Source organism: Burkholderia sp. AU45388 (genome assembly GCF_030481585.1).
GTDB lineage: Bacteria > Pseudomonadota > Gammaproteobacteria > Burkholderiales > Burkholderiaceae > Burkholderia > Burkholderia sola.
This window is the reverse complement of record NZ_JAUJPV010000007.1, coordinates 19,417-39,666: the sequence shown is the minus strand read 5'-3', so window position 1 is coordinate 39,666 and position 20,250 is coordinate 19,417. Positions and strand designations below refer to the sequence as shown.

The 20,250-nt window shown below is 67.9% G+C and carries 17 protein-coding genes and 1 tRNA gene; 10 read left to right on the top strand and 8 right to left on the bottom strand.

Going from position 1 to position 20,250, the window contains the following annotated elements; genetic code table 11:
* Nucleotides 1-15 precede the first annotated feature (15 nt).
* The 3 genes from QZM72_RS14580 to QZM72_RS14570 all read right to left on the bottom strand — a co-directional run bounded on the left by QZM72_RS14580 (nt 16) and on the right by QZM72_RS14570 (nt 2,467).
* Nucleotides 16-1,020 carry a LysR family transcriptional regulator gene (locus QZM72_RS14580; protein ID WP_301738462.1) on the bottom strand — a complete coding sequence of 335 codons (1,005 nt, stop codon included), beginning with the start codon at nt 1,018-1,020 and terminating at the stop codon, nt 16-18.
* 106 nt (nt 1,021-1,126) lie between these two features.
* Entirely contained in the window at nt 1,127-1,546 is a 420-nt protein-coding gene (locus QZM72_RS14575) for an ATP--cob(I)alamin adenosyltransferase (RefSeq protein WP_301738461.1), read from the bottom strand.
* Between the two features lie 120 nt (nt 1,547-1,666).
* Entirely contained in the window at nt 1,667-2,467 is an 801-nt protein-coding gene (locus tag QZM72_RS14570) for a helix-turn-helix domain-containing protein (RefSeq protein WP_089469172.1), read from the bottom strand.
* A 163-nt stretch (nt 2,468-2,630) separates the two neighbouring features.
* Here QZM72_RS14570 and QZM72_RS14565 point away from each other — a divergent pair, with 163 nt between their 5' ends.
* Nucleotides 2,631-3,257, top strand: a complete 627-nt coding sequence (locus QZM72_RS14565; protein WP_301738460.1) for a LysE family translocator — start codon at nt 2,631-2,633, stop codon at nt 3,255-3,257.
* 13 nt (nt 3,258-3,270) lie between these two features.
* Nucleotides 3,271-4,023 (top strand): bifunctional 2-polyprenyl-6-hydroxyphenol methylase/3-demethylubiquinol 3-O-methyltransferase UbiG, encoded by a 753-nt coding sequence (locus tag QZM72_RS14560; RefSeq protein ID WP_301738459.1) that lies wholly within the window; start codon nt 3,271-3,273, stop codon nt 4,021-4,023.
* 34 nt (nt 4,024-4,057) lie between these two features.
* Here QZM72_RS14560 and rtcR read toward each other — a convergent pair whose 3' ends face one another.
* A complete protein-coding gene (gene rtcR / locus QZM72_RS14555) occupies nt 4,058-5,674 on the bottom strand; it encodes an RNA repair transcriptional activator RtcR (RefSeq protein ID WP_301738457.1) in 1,617 nt (538 codons plus the stop codon).
* A 336-nt stretch (nt 5,675-6,010) separates the two neighbouring features.
* On the opposite strand from rtcR, the gene QZM72_RS14550 reads away from it, so the two are divergent.
* From QZM72_RS14550 to QZM72_RS14520, 7 genes are all read left to right on the top strand, one after another.
* Nucleotides 6,011-6,083, top strand: a tRNA-Phe gene (locus tag QZM72_RS14550).
* A gap of 259 nt (nt 6,084-6,342) precedes the next feature.
* A complete protein-coding gene (locus tag QZM72_RS14545; RefSeq protein WP_301738456.1) occupies nt 6,343-7,482 on the top strand; it encodes a slipin family protein in 1,140 nt (379 codons plus the stop codon).
* A 62-nt stretch (nt 7,483-7,544) separates the two neighbouring features.
* Nucleotides 7,545-8,768, top strand: a complete 1,224-nt coding sequence (locus QZM72_RS14540; protein WP_301738455.1) for an RtcB family protein — start codon at nt 7,545-7,547, stop codon at nt 8,766-8,768.
* Nucleotides 8,769-8,823: 55 nt separating this feature from the next.
* Nucleotides 8,824-9,639, top strand: coding sequence for a nucleotidyltransferase domain-containing protein (locus QZM72_RS14535; RefSeq protein WP_089469167.1), 816 nt, complete (start codon nt 8,824-8,826; stop codon nt 9,637-9,639).
* 258 nt (nt 9,640-9,897) lie between these two features.
* Nucleotides 9,898-11,049, top strand: a complete 1,152-nt coding sequence (locus tag QZM72_RS14530; RefSeq protein WP_301738571.1) for a DUF1176 domain-containing protein — start codon at nt 9,898-9,900, stop codon at nt 11,047-11,049.
* A 62-nt stretch (nt 11,050-11,111) separates the two neighbouring features.
* Nucleotides 11,112-12,407, top strand: a complete 1,296-nt coding sequence (locus QZM72_RS14525; RefSeq protein WP_301738454.1) for a nitrite reductase — start codon at nt 11,112-11,114, stop codon at nt 12,405-12,407.
* 158 nt (nt 12,408-12,565) lie between these two features.
* Entirely contained in the window at nt 12,566-13,861 is a 1,296-nt protein-coding gene (locus QZM72_RS14520) for an O-acetylhomoserine aminocarboxypropyltransferase/cysteine synthase family protein (RefSeq protein ID WP_301738453.1), read from the top strand.
* Nucleotides 13,862-13,976: 115 nt separating this feature from the next.
* On the opposite strand, the gene QZM72_RS14515 is transcribed toward QZM72_RS14520, so the two are convergent.
* Entirely contained in the window at nt 13,977-14,306 is a 330-nt protein-coding gene (locus tag QZM72_RS14515; protein ID WP_301738452.1) for a hypothetical protein, read from the bottom strand.
* 206 nt (nt 14,307-14,512) lie between these two features.
* On the opposite strand from QZM72_RS14515, the gene QZM72_RS14510 reads away from it, so the two are divergent.
* Complete coding sequence (locus QZM72_RS14510) at nt 14,513-14,797, top strand: DUF4148 domain-containing protein (protein WP_089469163.1); 285 nt, start codon at nt 14,513-14,515, stop codon at nt 14,795-14,797.
* Between the two features lie 82 nt (nt 14,798-14,879).
* On the opposite strand, the gene QZM72_RS14505 is transcribed toward QZM72_RS14510, so the two are convergent.
* The 3 genes from QZM72_RS14505 to QZM72_RS14495 are packed head-to-tail and all read right to left on the bottom strand — an operon-like array spanning nt 14,880 to nt 20,196.
* Nucleotides 14,880-16,304, bottom strand: a complete 1,425-nt coding sequence (locus QZM72_RS14505; protein ID WP_301738451.1) for a heavy metal sensor histidine kinase — start codon at nt 16,302-16,304, stop codon at nt 14,880-14,882.
* Nucleotides 16,301-16,984: a heavy metal response regulator transcription factor IrlR gene (irlR, locus tag QZM72_RS14500; RefSeq protein ID WP_006490455.1), complete on the bottom strand. Its 684-nt coding sequence runs from the start codon at nt 16,982-16,984 to the stop codon at nt 16,301-16,303. Before irlR ends, QZM72_RS14505 begins: the two co-directional genes overlap by 4 nt.
* Nucleotides 16,984-20,196 (bottom strand): efflux RND transporter permease subunit, encoded by a 3,213-nt coding sequence (locus tag QZM72_RS14495; protein ID WP_301738450.1) that lies wholly within the window; start codon nt 20,194-20,196, stop codon nt 16,984-16,986. The genes irlR and QZM72_RS14495 overlap by 1 nt, the downstream gene beginning before the upstream one ends.
* Between the last annotated feature and the right edge of the window lie 54 nt (nt 20,197-20,250).

The following is a 20,250-nucleotide window of genomic DNA, read 5'->3' as shown; positions in this document are numbered from 1 at the left end:
GCTCGCATCCCGCCGTCAGGCCACCGCTACCAGCCCGCCGTAGCGGTCGCCGCTAGCGGCCGCACCCGCCAACGCCGGCCGCCATCCCACCGCCCCCGCCGCCGCCAGTCCTGCCTGCTCATACCCGGCCTGCACGAAGCGCTCCGCGATCCAGTCGACGAACGCCCGCACGCCGGGCGACACATGCGGGCGCTTCACATAGACGGCCGACACGGCGAGCGCATCGGGTTGCCAGCGCGGCAGCACTTCCCGCAATCGCCCCGCGTCGATCAGCGGTTGCGCGGCGACGCGCGTCGGCTGGATCAACCCGAGGCCGTGCGCGCCGCACGCGAGATACGCCTGCTCGTCGTCCACGCTGACGATGCCGTCGAGTTGCACCTTGCGCACCGCGTCGTCCACCACGAACTCGAGTTCGGCCGGACGCTGACCGCACACGTGCGCGCCGGCCACCGCGCGATGCGCGTCCAGATCGTCGAGCGTGCACGGCACGCCGAAGCGGTCGAGATACGCGGGGCTCGCGCACGTCACGCGCTCGAGCGAGCCGAGTCGGCGCGCGACGAGCGACGAATCGGGCAACGCACCGAGCCGGACGCTGCAGTCGATCGCGTCGCCGATGCGATCGCCCGCGCGCCCGGCCACGGCGAGGATCAGCTCGAGATCGGGATGCCGCGCATGAAATTCGCCGAGCGCCGGCAACACGATCGCGCCCGCCACCGACGCCGGCAATTCGACGCGCAACGGCCCGCTCGGATGCAGCGCGGCGCCGCGGATGCTCGCTTCGAGCTCGTCGACGTCCGCGGTGATGCTGACGCAGCGCCGGTAATACGCGTCGCCTTCGGGCGTCGCCCGCAGCGCGCGCGTCGTGCGCACCAGCAGCGGCATGCCGAGCGCCGCTTCGAGTTCCTGCACGGTGCGCGTCGCGGTGGCGCGCGAAATGCCGAGCGCCTGCGCCGCGCGCGTGAAGCTGTTCATTTCGACGATGCGCGTGAAGATGCGCATCGCGCGGATCGGATTGTCCACCCAACACCTCTGCGTGGTTGCGATATGCCGCCGCGCGCATTCGCGCACCGTGCGGCGTGTCGATGTCGATGTCGACGCAAGCCGCGCGACCCGCGCGGCCCTCGGGTCAGGCGTTCGCCGCCGCGACGCCGGGCGCCGGTTCGGCGAGCAGCCGTTGCGCGAGCGCCAGTGCGTCGTCGCGGCTCGCCGTCGCGTTCAGCGGATAGCCCCAGACCTTCTCGAAGGCGCCCGAAAAGGCATTGAGCGCCACGCGGCGCGCCGCGTTGGGCTCGATCGCGATCATCCCGGGGATCCGTTCGCGCGACAGCGCGCGGTTGGCCTTGCTCCACTTCGCGAGCTGTTTGCGCATCTCGTGATCGTTGTCCGGACGATCGTCGCCGGACGGCGCATCGTCGGTCAGCAAGACGAAGCGTTCGCGGCGCGCGAGCAACGCGTCGAGTTCGGCGATCAGGCGAGCGGGATCGGTGTGGGTCGAGCCGCTGTAACGCAGCCAGACAAACGGGAATTCAGTCGTGACGATTTGCATGTCGACCTCCAGATGAGAACGATTCTCATCTTATGGATCGAGACCCGATGCGTCATTTCTCATCCCGGCCAACTGCTTTTTCAATCCGGCCAAACGTGCGTGAGCGTGCAGCGTGGACGGTCAGCGTTGCCGGTCGGTCAGGTATTGGGTCGGCGACTTGCCGGTCGCCTTGCGGAACATCGTGACGAAACTGCTCGCGCTCTCGTAGCCGAGATCGATCGCGATCTGGTGAACGCGGCGGCCGGTCGTCAGCATCCGCAGCGACAGCGCGACGTGCAGCCGACGGCGCCAGTCGCCGAGGCTCATGCCGAGCTCCTTCGTCGCGAGCCGCGTGAGGCTGCGCTCGCTGATGCCCGCGCGCCGCGCGAGTTCGGCCAGCGGCGACTTGTCGGCCGGATCGGCGAGCAGATGGTCGATCAGCTTGCGCAGCCGGCGGTCGGTCGGCATCGGCAGGTACAGATCCTCGACCGGCGCCGCGACGAGTTCGTCGAGCAGCGTCGCCACCAGCCGCCCTTGCGGCCCGTCGACGTCGTACAGGTTCGGGAAGCTGGCCGCCTTCAGCAGCAGCTCGCGCAACAGCGGCGACATGGCCAGCGTGCAGCAGCGCGTGGGCAGGTCCAGCGCCGCGTCGGGTTCGACCAGTACCGCGTAGAAGGTCGCGCCGGCCGAGCCGCGCGCCGCGTGCGGGACATCGCCCGGAATCCAGACCGTGCATTGCGGCGGCGCGGTCCACACGCCGCCGTCGATCTCGCAATAGACGACGCCGCTCAACGTGTACAGCAGTTGCGCCTGGCGATGGCTGTGCCGCTCGAGCCGCCATTCGGGCTCGACGACCGAGCCGCCGAACACGACGAGCGGACGCGGCACGTGATAGACGTCGGCGTCCGCGGCGGGATCGGTGATCGGTGGAAGGTCGCGCATGGAACGACGGGCTGTGAAGAAGGCAGGACGCCGGCGCGTCCTGTCGTGCTTATACCAGAAACGCGCCAGCGCAGCCGCGCCGTTCGACGCGCGTCTGCGGCCGTGCACCGGACGGAATACAATGCGCCGATCCCCTGCCGCTGCGCCACCTGCCGGAGCCGCCATGTTCGACCTGACCACGCTGACCACCTTCACGGCCGTCGTTCTGGGCCTGTTCCTGATCCCCGGCCCCGCCGTGCTGCTCGTGCTGAGCCGCACCGTGCAGGGCGGCCGCAAGACCGGCATCCTGACCGGCCTCGGCGTCGCGAGCGGCGATTTCGTGCATACGCTGTTCGCGGCCGTCGGGCTGTCCGCGCTGCTGATGACGTCGGCGCTCGCGTTCAACGTCGTGAAGCTGGCCGGCGCCGCGTACCTGATCTATCTCGGCGTGCGCGCGCTGCTCGAGAAGGCGGCCGATCCGTCGCTGCCGAAGGTGTCGCCCGTCACGCCGCTCAGGGCGTACCTTCAGGCGATTCCCGCCGAGGTGCTGAACCCGAAAACCGCGCTGTTCTTCCTCGCGTTCATGCCGCAGTTCGTGCATCCGGAGCGCGGTTCGACGTTCGTGCAGTTCGCGGTGCTCGGGCTGATCTTCGTCGTGCTCAGTTCGCTCTACACGACGTTGATCGCGTGCTCGATCCGCCCGCTCGGCCGCATCGTGAAGCGGCTCACGTGGCTCACGCGCTGGCAAGGCAAGATCATCGGCTCGATCTTCATCGCGCTCGGGCTGCGCGTGGCCGTGCAGCAGCGCTGATGCGCGCGGCCGCATGACGCGCGCCGACGCGGACCTGCTCTACACCGACCCGCGCCTCGTCGCGGTGTACGACCTGTTCAACGCGGGCGATCGGGACTTCGCGTTCTACGCCACCGCGATCGGCGCCGGCCGGCGACGCATCCTCGATCTCGGCTGCGGCACCGGCACGTTCGCGCGACGGCTCGCGGCGGCCGGGCATGATGTCGTCGCGATCGATCCCGCGCCGGCGATGATCGATTACGCGCGACGCCAGCCGGGCGCCGACGCGGTACGCTGGCTCGCGTGCGCGCTCGACGGCCTGCCGCCCGGCGCGCCGTTCGATGCGGTCGTGATGACCGGGCACGCGTTCCAGTGCCTGCTGAGCGACGACGACGTCGACGCGACGCTGCGCGGCGTGCGACGCGTGCTCGCCGACGGCGGCCGTTTCCTGTTCGACACCCGCAACCCGCGCACCGAACCATGGCGAACATGGACGCCCGCGCAGTCGGCACGCAGCGTCGAGTCGCACGCATTCGGCATCGTCGATCTCCATCACGCGGTGCGTGCGATCGACGACGCGATCGTGACGTTCGACACGCGCTACCGCTTCCGCCGCGACGATACGGTGCTGACGAATACAAGCCGGCTGCGTTTCATCGCGCAACCTGAGTTGCGGGCGCGCGTGACGGCGGCCGGTTTCGCGGCGGCCGACTGGTACGGCGATTGGGAGCATGCCCCGTTCGACGAGGCGAGCAGCGCGGAAATCATCGCGATCTGCCACGCGTAACGGGCGCAACGCAGACATCACGCGCCCCTCGCGCTCACACGCCATCGAGCGCGCGCCGCACCGCATCCCAATCGAGTCCGAACCGCGCGAGATACTTGCGCAACCGGTCCGCATCGTTCGGCTGCTTCTTGCTCTGCCGCGACACGGCGAACAGCGTGCGTCCGGCTTCCGACAGGCTCGCCGACGTGCGGCACACGTCGAGCACGCGCTCGAGTTGCGCACGGTCGAACAGGTCGAGTTCCGCCGCACGCACGCCGAACACCGCGTCGACGCACGCATCCGATGCCCCCGCCCCACCCGGCGACGACCACGTGCGCGTCAGCCGCTCGACTTCCTGCTCGGCGAGCGCCTCGGTAATCCGCCCCGCGTCGGCCAGCGTCGCCATCCGCGTGACCGACGCCGACAGCTCGCGGAAGTTGCCGGCCCACGTCGCGCGCGGCGACGCCGCGAACGCGAGATAGCGCCGCTTCGCCTCCACGTTGAAACGCACCTGCTCGCCCTGCTCGCGGCCGAAACGGTCGAGTTCGAATTCGAGGTTCGGCTCGATGTCCTCGCGGCGCTCCGCGAGCCCCGGCAATTCGTAAGTCCACAGGTTGATCCGCGCATACAGATCCTCGCGGAACGTCCCGGCCGCCACCATCTGCCGCAGGTCGCGGTGCGTGCCCGCGATCAGCTCGAAATCGCTGGTCGCCTCGACGTCCGCGCCCACCGGCAGGAAGCGCTTCTCCTCGATCGCCTTCAGCAGCATCGCCTGCTCGTCGAGCCCGAGTTCCCCGATCTCGTCGAGAAACAGCAGCCCGCCGTCCGCCGCGCGCAGCAACCCCGCGCGCGCCGATTGCGCGCCGGTGAACGCGCCCTTCACGTGACCGAACAGCGTCGACATCGCCGCGTCGCCGCGCAGCGTCGCGCAGTTGATCTCGATGAACGGCCCGGCGAGCCGATGCCGGCCGCGCTTCAGCTCGTACACGCGCTTCGCGAGAAACGACTTGCCGGCGCCCGTCGGCCCGACCAGCAACATCGGCGCGCGCGACCGCACGGCCACGCGCTCCAGTTGCTCGATCAGCGCGTTGAAGCGTGCATTGCGCGTCGCGATGCCGGCCTTCAGGAACGACACCGTTTCGTCGCGCTCGCGCGTGAAGCGCTGCGCGATCCGGTTGTAGCGCGACAGGTCGAGATCGATCACCGAGATCGTGCCCGGCCCGCTCGGCCCTTCGTCGGTTCGCTGCGGCGGCCCCGTCTGCACGAGGCGCGCGGGCAGGTAGCGCGCTTCCGCGAGCAGGAACCAGCAGATCTGCGCGACGTGCGTGCCGGTCGTGATGTGGATCAGGTAATCCTCGTGTTCGAGGTCGAACGGATACGCGCGAGCGTAGTCGTGCAGCGTCGCATAGACCTCCTCGAAATCCCACGGATCGTGGATCGTGACCGGCGTGAGCCGCACGTCGGTGTGCGGCGACACGCGCGCGAGATCGTCTCGCACCTGGTTGGCGAGACGCGTGTAGTCCAGCGAATGCAGCAGTTCGAGCCGGTCGATCGGGAGGGCGGGCTGCTCGCACAGCGAAATCGTCGGCCGCCATTTGCGGTAACGGCGCGGCGCGCGGCCACCCTGGTCGAGCACGGTGCCGAGAAAACCGATCGCGACAGTCTTTCGCATGTTTATCTCATGAGATAAGAGGCGATCCAATTCTATCGGATTTTTCGGACGACGCGCGGCAGGAGGCATTCACACCCGATCACGCATCAAAGAAAAATACTGTTTATTTTCAAAAACTTAAAAAATATTTGAAGGTCAAGTGCGCGCACTGGCACGCTCCTCGCTGAATACAAAGCGCCGGATGTCCCGCTGGCCCACGAGCCAGGGTTCACAAAGCCCTGCTGGTGCGCCGCCGCCGAACCTCGTTCGTCGCGGCAGCGCATGCCGCCATGGACAGACGAAGGCAGGGGGCGCGCCAGGATGCCTCGCCCGGGTTCGAATCCCGGGGCGCCCCATTGTTCGGAAGCTCAGTCGGGTGGAGCAGCCGGCGAAAGCCGGCCGGTGGCGGGTTCGAATCCCGCCCGAACGCTGTCCGCAAGGACAGTCATCTTGATAGAAGCAGTACCCGCCGGTGCGGGCCGCAAGGCCCGCCGCGCGTCGGACCGGTTGCGGTTCCGCGCGATCGGCCGGACGGCCGCACGGCCCGCGCGAAGGCGCACGACGACGCGATGCAGGATGCGTCGTCGTGCACTTCGACGCCGGGCCGGCGCGCCGCCCGCCCGGTTGCGTCGCCCCGCGATCCGCACGATGCGTGTCACCCGGCGGCCATTGAAGATAAGGACAAGAATATGTGGATGCGACATGTCGTGAAAAAGAACGAACGCGCGCTGCTGATGAACGAGGGCGATTTCGTGAAGGTGCTGGAACCGGGCGTGTACAAGGCCTTCGATCCGTTCAAGCGCCTGTCGGTGCAGACCGCGCGTCTCGATGCGCCGCTCGCCGACGCCGCACTGGCCGATTACCTGCGTCACGACGCACAGGACGTGCTCGCGCAGTATTTCGTCGCGATGGATCTCGCCGACGATGAAGCGGGCCTGCGCTACGAAGACGACGTGCTCGTCGAGATCCTGGCGCCCGGCACGCGCCGGCTGTACTGGCGCGGCCTGATCGCGCACCGTCTCGAGCGCATCGATCTCGCGCAGGACAGCATGCTGCCGGCCGCGCTCGTGAAGCGCATCGCGCAGCCGGCGCTGCGTGCACGCGGCGTGGCGGGGCTGACGGGCGTGCTGCTGGCGCAGGTGCCGGCGTACCACGTCGGTGTACTGAAGATCGACGGCAGGATCGAGCGGCTGCTGGACGCGGGTACGTCGGCGTTCTGGCGCTTCAATCGCGACGTCGCGGTCGAACTCGTCGACCTGCGCTTGCAGGCGATCGAAGTCGGCGGACAGGAAATCCTGACGCGCGACAAGGTCGCGCTGCGGCTGAACCTGTCGGCGACGTGGTGCTATGCGGACGTGCTGCATGCGTTCGGCCAGTTGCAGAAACCGGTCGAACACCTGTATCGCGAGCTGCAGTTCGCGCTGCGTTCGGCGGTCGGCACGCGCTCGCTCGACGAGCTGCTGGAGGACAAGCAGTCGATCGACGACGTCGTGATCGCGCAAGTGCGTGCCCGTCTCGGCGATTCGGGCGTGGACGTGCGCAGTGTCGGCGTGAAGGATATCGTGCTGCCGGGCGACATGAAGACGATCCTCGCGCAGGTGGTCGAGGCGGAGAAGTCCGCGCAGGCGAACGTGATTCGCCGCCGCGAGGAAACGGCGGCCACGCGTTCGCTGCTGAACACCGCGAAGGTAATGGAAGAGAACCCGACCGCGCTGCGGCTCAAGGAGCTGGAAACGCTCGAGCGCGTCGCGGAACGGATCGACCGCATCTCGGTGTTCGGCGGTCTCGACCAGGTGCTGAACGGACTCGTCAGCATCAAGGGCGCGTAATGCGGCATCCGGCGCGAGGCAGGTGACTCGCGTCGGACCCCGAAATGAATCAGGTGAAGCAGATGACAGACATGGATTATCAGGTGATGGAACTGGCGAACGGCAAGCCGGTGAAGATGTGGACGCAAGGCGTCGCCGTCGAAGAGGAAGCACGCGCACAACTGCGCAACACCGCGCAGATGCCGTTCATCTTCGGCCACGTCGCGGTGATGCCGGACGTGCACCTCGGCAAGGGCTCGACGATCGGCAGCGTGATTCCGACGAAGGGCGCGATCATTCCGGCCGCGGTCGGCGTCGACATCGGTTGCGGGATGATGGCCGCGCGCACGACGCTGACGGCGTCCGACCTGCCGGATTCGCTGGGTGGGCTGCGCAGTGCGATCGAGCGCGCGGTGCCGCACGGCCGCGCGCCGGGCCGCCGCGATCCGGGCGCATGGGGCGATCGCACGCCGGCCGCCGTGACCGACGCGTGGAAGTCGCTGCAACCGGGCTTCCAGCGGATCGTCGACAAGTATCCGAAGCTGGAAAAGACGAACCACTACGCGCATCTCGGCACGCTCGGCACCGGCAACCACTTCATCGAGGTGTGCATCGACGAGGCGGACCGCGTGTGGTTCATGCTGCACAGCGGCTCGCGTGGCGTCGGCAATGCGATCGGCAGCCTGTTCATCGAACTCGCGCAGGCAGACATGCGCCAACACATCGCGAACCTGCCGGACCGCAACCTCGCGTATTTCACCGAAGGCAGCCGGCACTTCGACGATTACGTCGAGGCGGTCGGCTGGGCGCAGGACTACGCGCGGCGCAACCGGCAGGCGATGATGGACGCGGTGATCGGCGCGGCGCGCGGCGTGATCGGCACACCGTTCTCGGTCGACGAGCATGCGGTGAACTGCCACCACAACTACGTGCAGCGCGAACGCCACTTCGGCGAAGACGTGCTCGTCACGCGCAAGGGCGCGGTGTCCGCGCAGAAGGGGCAACTCGGGATCATCCCGGGCTCGATGGGCGCGAAGAGCTTCATCGTGCGCGGGCTCGGCAACCCGGAGAGCTTCTGCTCGTGCAGCCACGGCGCGGGCCGGACGATGAGCCGTACCGAAGCGAAGCGCCGCTTCACGGCCGACGATCAGGCGAAGGCGACGCAGGGCGTCGAATGCCGGAAGGACGCGGGCGTCGTCGACGAAATCCCGATGGCCTACAAGGACATCGACGCGGTGATGGCGGCCCAGCGCAGCCTCGTCGAAGTGGTGCACACGCTGCGCCAGGTGGTGTGCGTGAAGGGTTAGCGCGGTGCGCGGCCGATGGCCGGCGGCCGCGCACAACGAAAGGAAAACGACAACGATGAAAACCGACAAGACGATGACGACCGTGCGCAGCGCGCACCCGATCGACCCGGCGGTGCGGGCGCGCGTGATGGCGGAGCTCGCGGAAGTCGAGCGCCGCCACGATGTGAGCGTACTGTTCGCGTGCGAATCGGGCAGCCGCGGCTGGGGATTCGCGTCGCCGGACAGCGATTACGACGTACGCTTCGTGTATGCACACCGGCGCGACTGGTACCTGAGCGTCGAACCGCAACGCGACGTGATCGAACGGCCGCTCGACGACGAACTCGACGTCGGCGGCTGGGAATTGCGCAAGGCGCTGCAATTGCTGCGACGCTCGAATCCGACGCTGCTCGAATGGCTCGACTCGCCCGTCGTGTATCGCGAAGATACGCGCTGGGCGCCGCGGCTCAGGTCGCTCGCATCGGCGTTCTTCTCGCCGGTACGCGGGCGTCATCACTACCTCGCGATGGCGAAGAAGAATTTTCGCGGCTATCTGCAAGGCGACACGGTGCGTTACAAGAAGTACCTGTACGTACTGCGTCCGCTGCTCGCGGTGCGCTGGATCGACATGGGGCTCGGCATGCCGCCGATGCGCTTCGTCGATCTCGTCGACGGGACCGTGCACGAGCCGACGGTGCGCGCGGAGCTCGATGCGTTGCTCGCGCTGAAGATGAGCGCGAACGAAAGCGAATACGGGCCGCGCCGGCCGGCGATCCATGCGCTGGTCGAGACGATGCTCGCCGATGCCGAACACGATCGCGAATACAAGCGGCCGTGGGGCGACGTGGCGATGCTCGACGCGTTCCTGCGCGACGTGGTCGACGGCCGATGAAAAGTGAACGGCGCGACGCCTCCGGGGATCGCGCCGTTTTTGCATCCGCACGCGTCCGATCGATGCCTGCGAGCAACGACCGTGCCCGCTTGCTACGTGTCGCAGTCACGATCGCAGCCCATCTCGGCGGTATACTCGATGCCGTTCGCCAGAGCGCGCCGCCGCATGCGCCGCAGCCTTCGACCTGCCCCGCTTGCTGACGATACGCTTGCAGTCCGACGTCTTCCGCCCGTCCATCCACAGTCGATACGAACCGTCATGTCGCACCGCCTTTCGCTCGCCATCGCCGCCCTCCTCGCCGTTTCCCCGTTCGTTGCCGAGGCTCTGCCGCTCGCGCGGCCACCGGTCGAACGCGACTTCAAGAACTGGTCGGTCGTCTGCGACAACGGCAACCGCTGCATTGCCGAAAGCCACGCGGACGATATCGACGACGCACGCCCCCACCTCATTCTGCGCGTGACGCGCGATGCCGGCCCGGACGCGCAAGCCTCGCTCGACCTCTACGCCTCGGCGCCGCTGGACCTGCGCACCGCACGCGTGGATGGCCGGCCGTTCGATGCAATGGCGGCCCGATGGCATGCGTTCGGCGGCAAACCGGACGATGACGACGCGCACCCGTTCCGTATCCGGACCGACGATCCGGCAACGGTTGCCGCCTGGCTCACCGCGTCGCGCAATGGGCAACTGCTGAGCTTCGGCGATCCGGCGTCGGCACAAACCGCCCGCACACCGTTGACGGGATTGAGTGCCGCGCTGCTGTTGATCGACGACACGCAGGGCCGTGTCGGCACCGTCACGGCGTTGCTGCGCCCGGGCACCCGGCCGGCGTCGGCGGTGCCGGCCGCGCCAGCGCTGCCGCCCGCGGTCATGCCCGCGCCGCCGCCCGCCTCGCCCCTGTCGAGCGCCGAACGGCGCCCGCTCGTCGATGCGGTGCTCGCGAAGTTCGGCGGCGACGTGAAGCAATGTGCGGCCGAGGTCGAAGACGAAATGCCCGCGCGCGATCGCAGCAAGGCGTCCACTGCCGTGGCGATTTCGGCCGACGAGGCGCTCGTCGCGATCCCGTGCCAGACCAGCAGCCTGTATAACCACACCGACCTGTGGTATCGCGTGCGGCGAACCGCGCCCTACTCGCCGACGGCGATGAATTTCGGCGAGAACGCAAACGCGGGACTCGATTCGGCGTCGTTCGCGAACGAACTGACCGACGCCGGCTACGATCCCGCCAGCGCGACGCTGTCGAGCAAGGTGAGGCTGCGCAGTGCCGGCGATTGCGGCTCGACCGCATCGTGGATCTTCGACGGCCGGCGCTTCATGCTCGGCGATATCGCGACGCACGGCACGTGCAACGGCCTGTTCGACGATCAGTGGCCACGCCTGTATCGACGCGCCGATGCGACCGGAAGCCGCTGACGCACGTATCGCACCGAAACACACCGGCAGACATAACCGATAACAAACCGAGGGGCCGAACCATGCATCACCCGTTCATCACCGCGTCGCGCCACGCGGCCGCGATGCGGCGCACGCGCGGCTGGCGCAGCGCGCTTGCGCTCGCGCTGATCGCCATCACCGCATTCGCGTCGATGCCGGTGCGCGCGGCAAACGCCGACGAGCCGGTCGAGATCCCGTTCTGGTCGCGCAACTGGGCCGGCACGATCGGCAACCGGCACGTCGAAGTCTCGTTGTCGCGCGTCGCCGACACGGTATCGGGCTGGTACTGCTACGCCCCCTGCACGTCCGACAAACGCTATCGGCTCGCATTGAAGGGAACGCTCGACGCGCACGGTGCGACGCTGTCGGAACGCGATAGCGGGGCGAAAGCCGACGCCGATCGCGTGACGGGCACGTGGCGCGTTGCGTCCCTCGACAACGCGGTGGCCGGCACATGGGCTTCGCCGGACGGCAAGCGTACGCTGCCCGTGTCGCTCGCGCCGAAACAGGACGGCAGGCCGTTCCCCTACGACATCCGCCTCGTCGCCGACCATCTGCCGGACGATGGCGGTTCGTGCACCGACGTGCCTGAAGTCACCGCAATCCGCCTGTACGACCACGGCCGCCTCGTCCAGACGCTCGAGACCGATTCGCGGGGCACCTGCAACCTGTTTACACCGGATTTCGCCGACGCGAACTTCGATGGCTGGCCCGACCTGATGCTCGCGCAATCGATGGGGGCCGGTCCGAACACCCCGTACCAGACGTGGATCTTCAACCCGAAAACGCGGCGCTTCGCCGATGCGCCGCAGGGACTGCAAGACATCACGTCGCCGGATTTCGACCCGGTCCACCGGCTCATCTGGAAGAGCTGGCGCGCGAGCTGCTGCGAGCACGGCGTGACGACCTACCGCTGGCAGGGCAACGACGTGAAGGAGGTCGACTCGGCGAGCAGCTACTTGCTGCCCGTGCTCGACGGAAACACGCGTCGCTATTGCTACGTCGTGCCCGGCTACGGCAACGGCCATATCGAGTATCCGCAACGCATCGAGCAGACCGATACCGGGCTGCGCTCGACGCTGGGCGCGCTGAAGGACTGCGAGACAGGCGATTCGCCTCAGATGTCGCGGGTGTATATCGACATCTGGAAACCGGGCGCGCCGGGTGGCGCGCCGACGCTCGCGCGTACCGAAAAGGTCGCCTGGAAACGGACGTCGACGCGCGCCGGCATGAAGTTCTGCCCGGACGTGCCGTTCTACGACAACGGCCGCATCCGCCGCGTCCTGTTGCGCGACGATCCCGACCAGTGCAGCGACTCGAATCCCGACAAGAACTAGTGTGCGGTGCGCCCGCACGCCGTCTGCGGAAAGACGCATTCTATGCGCCGCGCCCCCATAAGCAACCCACGATTCGTTCTAAAGGCACCTGCACACGTGCTCCTATAATCGCCGGACGGCAGGCCCCCTCGACCTTCACAACAACAAACGGAGCACCCATGACCGATCAGGCCCATTCGAACTGGCGTCTCGAAACCATCGCCGTGCACGGCGGTTATCGTCCCGACCCGACCACGCGCGCGGTCGCCGTCCCGATCTACCAGACGGTTGCGTACGCATTCGACGACACGCAGCACGGCGCCGACCTGTTCGACCTGAAGGTCCAGGGCAACATCTACACGCGGATCATGAATCCGACGACGGACGTGCTCGAGCAGCGGATCGCCGCGCTCGAGGGCGGCATCGGCGCGCTCGCGCTTGCATCGGGACAAGCCGCCGTCACGTATGCGATCCAGACGATCGCCGAAGCCGGCGACAACATCGTGTCCGCGAGTTCGCTGTACGGCGGCACCTACAACCTGTTCGCGCACACGCTGCCGCAATACGGGATCACCACGCGCTTCGCCGATCCGCGTGACCCCGCGTCGTTCGAGCCGCTGATCGATGCGCGCACGAAGGCGATCTTCGCGGAATCGGTCGGCAACCCGCTCGGCAACGTGACCGACATCGCCGCGCTCGCCGAGGTCGCGCATCGCCACGGCATCCCGCTGATCGTCGACAACACGGTGCCGTCGCCGTATCTGCTGCGCCCGTTCGAGCACGGCGCGGACATCGTCGTGCACTCGCTGACGAAGTATCTCGGCGGGCACGGCACGAGCCTCGGCGGCGCGATCGTCGATTCGGGCACGTTCCCGTGGGCCGAGCACGCCGACCGCTTCAAGCGGCTGAACGAGCCGGACGTCAGCTATCACGGCGTCGTCTATACCGAAGCGTTCGGGCCGGCCGCGTATATCGGCCGCGCCCGCGTGGTGCCGCTGCGCAACATGGGCGCGGCGATCTCGCCGTTCAATGCGTTCCAGATCCTGCAGGGCATCGAGACGCTCGCGCTGCGGGTCGAGCGGATCAGCGACAACGCGCTGAAGATCGCGCAGCATCTCGCGCGCCACGAGCACGTCGAATGGGTGAACTATGCGGGCCTGCCCGATCACCCCGACCATCCGCTCGTCGCCCGCTACCTGTCGGGCCGTGCGCCGGGCATCTTGACGTTCGGCGTGAAAGGCGGCCGCGACGGCGGCGCGAAGTTCCAGGATGCGCTGAAACTGTTCACGCGGCTCGTCAACATCGGCGATACGAAGTCGCTCGCGACGCACCCGGCATCGACGACGCACCGCCAGTTGTCGCCGGCCGAACTCGCGAAGGCCGGCGTGAAGGAAGAAACGGTGCGGCTGTCGATCGGCATCGAGCATATCGACGACCTGCTCGCCGATCTCGACCAGGCGCTCGCGCAGCTTTGAGCGGAACGGGCGCGCCGGCCACTCGCCGATGCGCCCGCGTCAAACCGCTTGCCCCTGGAGCGGCTTCAAGGTGGTCAATCGCCGGTTGATGCCGGGCGACGCGCGGGTCCAACGATCACCGCGCGGAATTGCGCTGCGGGTATACGCACGGATGCGTTTTCACATACAGGTTCGGATTGCCGCAACGATGCCCCGCATAGTCGACCTGCTCGCCCGGCGGCAGGTCGGCCGGCACGGGCTTGCGCGCGGCGGCGGAAGCGAGGGCCGTGGTGCCGGAACGTGTCGATGCACAGCCCGCGAACAACGTGACGATCAGGACTGCGATCAAGGAGAAACGAATGGCGGGACGACGCAATTTTCGGTCCGGGATGAAGGTCTGAACGGCGCCGCCTCTATCGATGCTGCTGTCGCGGGCGACACGAATTCCGCCGGCGCGCTCAGCCAACGGCAGACTGCATGTTCCGCTTCCCGCTCATCGCCCCCATGACGCGAACATGACGGTTGCGTCATGTCGATCGAATCCGCCCCGCACTCCCGCGCGCGCCGAAATCTGACGCATTTTTCATCTCGCGATCACGATCACGCACGGCTGCTTTCGCATACTGGGTCCATGGTTCGCCACCCGGCGGCCCCGATCAAGGAGAGCACTCGATGAAAACGGCAAAACTCGCAGCACTGTTCGTCACCGCCACGCTGTCGCTCGGCATCGCCACGCAGGCCGCATTCGCCCAAACGCAAACGCAAGGCAAGACCCGCACGCAGGTCGTCAACGAACTGAAGCAGGCGCAGCACGACGGCATCGTGCCGATCAGCAAGACGCAGTACCCGCCGACCGCCGAGGTCGTCGCGCGCAACAAGGCGCTTCACGTGATTTCGGTGCATGGCGGCGAGAAAAAGCCGCCGGCCGACAACCACGACGACCTCGCCGCGAAGTAACGATGCGCGGCCAGACGGCCGCCGGCAACGCGCCGCGCGGGGCTGCCTGACGGCGAATGCGCGGGCGTATCCGCCCGCGCTGTCAGGTGCCGATGGCGGCCGGCCGTTCGGGCTCGGCCGGCCGTCGCGGGAAGCGCAGCCAGAAGGTCGTGCGGCGGCCCGGCTCGCTGTCGACGCCGCATTCGCCGCCGTGATTGTCCATGATCGACCGGACGATCGCGAGGCCGAGCCCCGTGCCCGACGCCGAATTGTGGCGTGACGGATCGATGCGATAAAAGCGTTCGAAAATCCGCCCGACATGTTCCGCCGCGATGCCGGGCCCCGTATCCGACACGGCGATCGTCGTCGCGCCGCCCTGCTCGACGCAATCGATCGTCACGACGCTGCCGCGCGGCGCATAGGTCAGCGCATTCGACAGCAGGTTGCTCAACGCACGCTGGTACAGCGTCAGATCCGCATCGACCCACGCGTAGCCGTCGACCTTCACCGTCACGCCTTCATCTTCCGCCAGCGGCTCGTAGTAGCCGGCCACCCGCTCCGCCTCCCGCGCCGCATTCAGCCGCCGCACGCTGATCGACGTGCCGGCCTGTTCCGAGCGCGCGAGAAACAGCATGTCCTCGATCATCCGCGACAGCCGCTGGTATTCGTCGATGCTCGATTCGATCACGCTCCGGTATTCGTCCGCGTTGCGCGGTTGCGAGAGCACGACCTGCGCGGCTGCCTGCAGGTTCGTCAGCGGCGTGCGCATGTCGTGCGCGAGATTCGACGAGAACTGGCTCAGCCGCGTGAACGATTCGCTCAGCCGCGCGAGCATCCCGTTGAACGCATGCTCGAGCTCCTTCAGCTCGCCGGACGTATCGAGTTCCGGCAGCGGATGCGCGAGCCGGCTCGTCGACATCTGTTCGGCCCGCGCCGCGAACCGCCGCAGCGGGCTCAGCCCGAGCGCGGCGATGCCGTACGCGATCGCGGCCGCGATCACCACGCCGAACACCTGGATCACGACGATCGTATAAGCATGCGTGCGCAACAGCAGCATGTCGGCGCTGCGGTCGTACTGCACGGCGACGCGCACCACGGGCGCACCTGCACCGGCGAGCGGCACGGTCGTCACCAGATACTGGTGCCGCGCGCCGGGCGGCGCGACGCCGGACGGCGCGCGCCCGACGTTCATCGACAACAGCGGCGTATAAGGGCGGAAGCCGGGCGTGCCGACGACGCGCGTGCCGGCTGCATCGAAGATCGCGAGATCCATGTTCGGATGACCGTGCAACTGGTCGATCCAGATATCGGCATTGCGCGCGACGTCGTCCGTCGTGCGCGCCTCGGCCAGATGCGCGCCCAATGCGGCGGAAATGCCGGCCATCTGCTCGGCTGCCGTCGTTTCGACGCGGTTGCTCAGCGCTTCGTACAGTGCGACGCCGCTCGACGCGAGGATCACCGACGTCGACAGGATGATCAGCGCGGTCAGCCGGCCGCGCAGCGTCCGCGGCAGCAGGCGCGCGATCATGCGGCCGCGCCGCCGCGCGCTTCGAGCACGTAGCCCATCCCGCGTACCGTATGGATCAGCTTCGGTTCGTACGCGTCGTCGATCTTCGAGCGCAGCCGGCGGATCGCCGAATCGACGACGTTCGTGTCGCTGTTGAAGTTCATGTCCCATACCTGCGACGCGATCGTCGCGCGCGGCAGGATCTCGCCTTCGCGGCGCATCAGCAGCCACAGCAGCGCGAACTCCTTCGCGGTCAGCAGGATCGTGTCGCCCTGCCGCGTGGCCTTGCGTCGCGTGAGGTCGAGTTCGAGATCGGCCACGCGCAGCGTGTTCGAATCGCGCGGCTGGCCGCGCCGCAGGATCGACTTGATGCGCGCGGTCAGCTCGACGAAATCGAACGGCTTCGCGAGATAATCGTCCGCGCCGAGTTCGAGGCCCTTCACGCGATCGCCGACGTCGTCGCGCGCGGTGAGAAACAGCACGGGCGTCGACTTGCTGCGCCGCAGGTTCTGCAGCAGCGTCCAGCCGTCCTGCCCGGGCAGCATCACGTCGAGCACGAGCAGGTCGTACTCCTCGGTTTCGGCCTGATGCTGGCCCGTGATGCCGTCCTCGACCCAATCGACGACGTAGCCGGCCTCGGTCAACCCCTTGCGCAGATACGCGCCCGTCTTCGGTTCATCCTCGACAATCAGAATTCGCATCACGCGTTACCCTTGAAGAAACCCAGCCGGCGCATCATGCCCGCGGCGAAACCGCCGCGCAACGCCGCGCGCCACGACACCGCGTGGCTCACGCGGTACAGCACCGGCAGCACCAGCAGCGTCAGCGCGGTGGACGACAGGATACCGCCGATCACGACCGTCGCGAGCGGGCGCTGCACCTCGGCGCCGGTGCCGGTCGCGAACGCCATCGGCAGGAAGCCGAGCGACGCGACCAGCGCGGTCATCAACACCGGCCGCAGCCGCGTGAGCGCGCCGTCGTGCACCGCCGCGTCGAGCGGCATCCCTTCGTCGCGCAGGTTGCGGATGAACGAGATCATCACGAGGCCGTTGAGCACGGCCACGCCGGACAACGCGATGAAACCGACCGCCGCCGTGATCGACAGCGGAATCCCGCGCAGCCACAGCGACACGACACCGCCGCTCAGCGCGAACGGAATGCCGGTGAACACGAGCAGCCCGTCCTTCACGTTGTTGAACATCACGAACAGCAGCACGAACACCATGAACAGCGCGAGCGGCACGACGAGCTTCAGGCGCTCGCTCGCGCTTTGCAGCTGCTCGAACTGGCCGCCCCACGACATCCAGTAACCGGCCGGCACGCGCACGTCCTGCTGCAACTGCTCGCGCGCATCGGCGACGAACGAGACGACGTCGCGCCCGCGCACGTTCGCGCTGACGACCACCCGCCGCTTGCCGTCCTCGCGGCTGATCTGGTTCGGGCCCGGCACCACGTCGATCGTCGCGAGTTCGGCCAGCGGCACGTACGGCGCCGCCGCGAGCGGCGCGCTGGCGCCGGCGGCCGGCGCGGGCAGCGCGATCGGCAGCCGCTCGATCGCCTCGATGTCGGTGCGCAGTTCGTCGGGCAGCCGCACGACGATGTCGAAGCGGCGGTCTCCCTGAAACAGCGTGCCGGCCTTCTGCCCGCCGACGGCCGCGGCTACCGAGTCCTGCAGGTCGGCGACGCTCACGCCGTAGCGCGCGAGCTTGTCGCGGTCAAGGTTGACGGTCAGCACCGGCAGGCCCGTGGTCTGCTCGACCTTTACCTCCGATGCGCCCGGCACCTTCCGCAACGCAGCCGCGATCTGCTCGCCGGTCTGGTTCAGCACGGCCATGTCGTCGCCGAAGATCTTCACGGCGACGTCGCTGCGCACGCCGGAAATCAGTTCGTTGAAGCGCAGCTGGATCGGCTGCGAGAACTCGTAAGCGTTGCCCGGCAGCTCGGCGAGCGTGTCCTCGATCTCGCGCACGAGCTGCTCGCGCGGCTTCTTCGGGTCGGGCCACGTGTCGGCCGACTTCAGCATGATGTAGCCGTCCGACAGGTTCGGCGGCATCGGGTCGGCCGCGATCTCGGCCGTGCCGGTGCGCGCGAACACGCGCTCGATTTCGGGGAAGCGCGCCTTCAGCGTCTTCTCGATCGACTTCTGCATCTCGACCGACTGCGACAGGCTCGTGCCGGGAATCCGCAGCGCGGCCACGGCCAGGTCGCCCTCGTTCAGGCTCGGGATGAACTCGCTGCCGAGCCGCGTCGCGAGCCCGAGCGTGACCAGCACGATCGCGCCCGCCCCGATCATCACGCGCGCCGGGCGCGTCATGAACGCGGCGAGCACCGGTGCATACGCGCGCCGCGCCCAGCCCATCAGCCGGTTCTCCTTCTCCTCGACCCGCTCGCCGATGAACAACGCGACGGCCGCCGGAATGAACGTGACGGTCAGCACCATCGCGGCCGCGAGCGCCATCACGACGGTAATCGCCATCGGATGGAACATCTTGCCCTCGACACCGGTCAGCGCGAAGATCGGCAGGTACACGACCATGATGATCAGTTGCCCAAAAATCGGCGCGCGACGCGCCTCCTGCGATGCGCCGAACACTTCGGCGAAACGCTCGTCGCGCGTGAGCGGCCGCCCCGCCGCCGACTGCGCATGCGCGAGCCGCCGCACGCAGTTCTCGACGATCACCACCGCGCCGTCGACGATGATCCCGAAGTCGAGCGCGCCGAGGCTCATCAGGTTCGCGCTCACCTTCGCGTTGACCATCCCGGTGAAGGTCATCAGCATCGACAGCGGAATCACGAGCGCGGTGATCAGCGCCGCGCGGATGTTGCCGAGGAACAGGAACAGCACGGCGATCACGAGCACCGCGCCTTCGAGCAGGTTCTTCTTCACGGTGGCGACCGCCTTCTCGACGAGCACCGTGCGGTCGTACACCGGAACCGCCTTCACGCCGGCCGGCAGCGTGCGGTTTACGTCTTCCATCTTCGCGGCGACGGCCTTCGACACCGTCCGGCTGTTCTCGCCCATCAGCATGAACACCGTGCCGAGCACGACTTCCTCGCCGTTCGACGTCGCGGCGCCGGTGCGCAGTTCGCGGCCGATGTCGACCACGCCGACGTCCTTCATCCGCACCGGCACGCCGCCGACGTTGGTCAGCACGACGTTCGCGATGTCGTCGACGGTGCGCGCCTGGCCCGGCACGCGCACGAGATACTGCTCGCCGCGCTTTTCGATGTAGCCGGCGCCGACGTTGTCGTTGTTGCGCTCGAGCGCCCGCACGACGTCGGCGAGCGTCAGCCCGTACGACATCAGCTTCGTCGGGTTCGGCGCGACGCGGTATTCCTTCACGTAGCCGCCGATCGAGTTGACCTCCGTCACGCCGCGCACGTTGCGCAGTTGCGGCCGCACGACCCAGTCCTGCAGTTCGCGCAGGTCGGCCGCCGTATAGCGCGTGCCGTCGGGCTTGCGCGCGCCGGCGTCGGCTTCGACGGTCCACAGGTAGATCTCGCCGAGGCCGGTCGACGTCGGCCCCATCGCCGGCGCGATGCCGGCCGGCAGCTTGTCCTTCGCCTCCTGGATGCGCTCGTTGACGAGCTGCCGCGCGAAGTAGATGTCGGTGCCGTCCTTGAAGATCACGGTCACCTGCGACAGCCCGTAGCGCGAGATCGAGCGCGTCTGTTCCAGCCCCGGCAGCCCGGCCATCACGGTCTCGACCGGGTAGGTGATGCGTTGCTCGGCCTCGAGCGGCGAGTAGCCGGGCGCGGACGTGTTGATCTGCACCTGCACGTTGGTGATGTCGGGCACCGCGTCGATCGGCAGCCGCTGGTAGCTGAACACGCCCAACGCGGCCACGGCCGCGATCGCCAGCATCACGAGCCAGCGGTGCGCAATCGCAAAGCGGATCAGGCGCTCAAACATGTCGGGATTCCTTGACACGGGTAACGGTCGAGCGCACCGGACGGGCCGCGCGGC

Excerpts from the sequence above, each read along its gene's own strand:
- QZM72_RS14565 (WP_301738460.1), top strand. The coding sequence starts at position 2,631 with ATGTTCGACCTGACCACGCTGACCACCTTCACGGCCGTCGTTCTGGGC.
- QZM72_RS14520 (WP_301738453.1), top strand. The coding sequence starts at position 12,566 with ATGACCGATCAGGCCCATTCGAACTGGCGTCTCGAAACCATCGCCGTG.
- QZM72_RS14505 (WP_301738451.1), bottom strand. The coding sequence starts at position 16,304 with ATGATCGCGCGCCTGCTGCCGCGGACGCTGCGCGGCCGGCTGACCGCG.
- QZM72_RS14570 (WP_089469172.1), bottom strand. The coding sequence starts at position 2,467 with ATGCGCGACCTTCCACCGATCACCGATCCCGCCGCGGACGCCGACGTC.
- QZM72_RS14545 (WP_301738456.1), top strand. The coding sequence starts at position 6,343 with ATGTGGATGCGACATGTCGTGAAAAAGAACGAACGCGCGCTGCTGATG.
- QZM72_RS14495 (WP_301738450.1), bottom strand. The coding sequence starts at position 20,196 with ATGTTTGAGCGCCTGATCCGCTTTGCGATTGCGCACCGCTGGCTCGTG.
- QZM72_RS14540 (WP_301738455.1), top strand. The coding sequence starts at position 7,545 with ATGACAGACATGGATTATCAGGTGATGGAACTGGCGAACGGCAAGCCG.
- QZM72_RS14530 (WP_301738571.1), top strand. The coding sequence starts at position 9,898 with ATGTCGCACCGCCTTTCGCTCGCCATCGCCGCCCTCCTCGCCGTTTCC.
- QZM72_RS14560 (WP_301738459.1), top strand. The coding sequence starts at position 3,271 with ATGACGCGCGCCGACGCGGACCTGCTCTACACCGACCCGCGCCTCGTC.
- QZM72_RS14535 (WP_089469167.1), top strand. The coding sequence starts at position 8,824 with ATGAAAACCGACAAGACGATGACGACCGTGCGCAGCGCGCACCCGATC.
- rtcR (WP_301738457.1), bottom strand. The coding sequence starts at position 5,674 with ATGCGAAAGACTGTCGCGATCGGTTTTCTCGGCACCGTGCTCGACCAG.
- QZM72_RS14525 (WP_301738454.1), top strand. The coding sequence starts at position 11,112 with ATGCATCACCCGTTCATCACCGCGTCGCGCCACGCGGCCGCGATGCGG.
- QZM72_RS14510 (WP_089469163.1), top strand. The coding sequence starts at position 14,513 with ATGAAAACGGCAAAACTCGCAGCACTGTTCGTCACCGCCACGCTGTCG.
- QZM72_RS14575 (WP_301738461.1), bottom strand. The coding sequence starts at position 1,546 with ATGCAAATCGTCACGACTGAATTCCCGTTTGTCTGGCTGCGTTACAGC.
- irlR (WP_006490455.1), bottom strand. The coding sequence starts at position 16,984 with ATGCGAATTCTGATTGTCGAGGATGAACCGAAGACGGGCGCGTATCTG.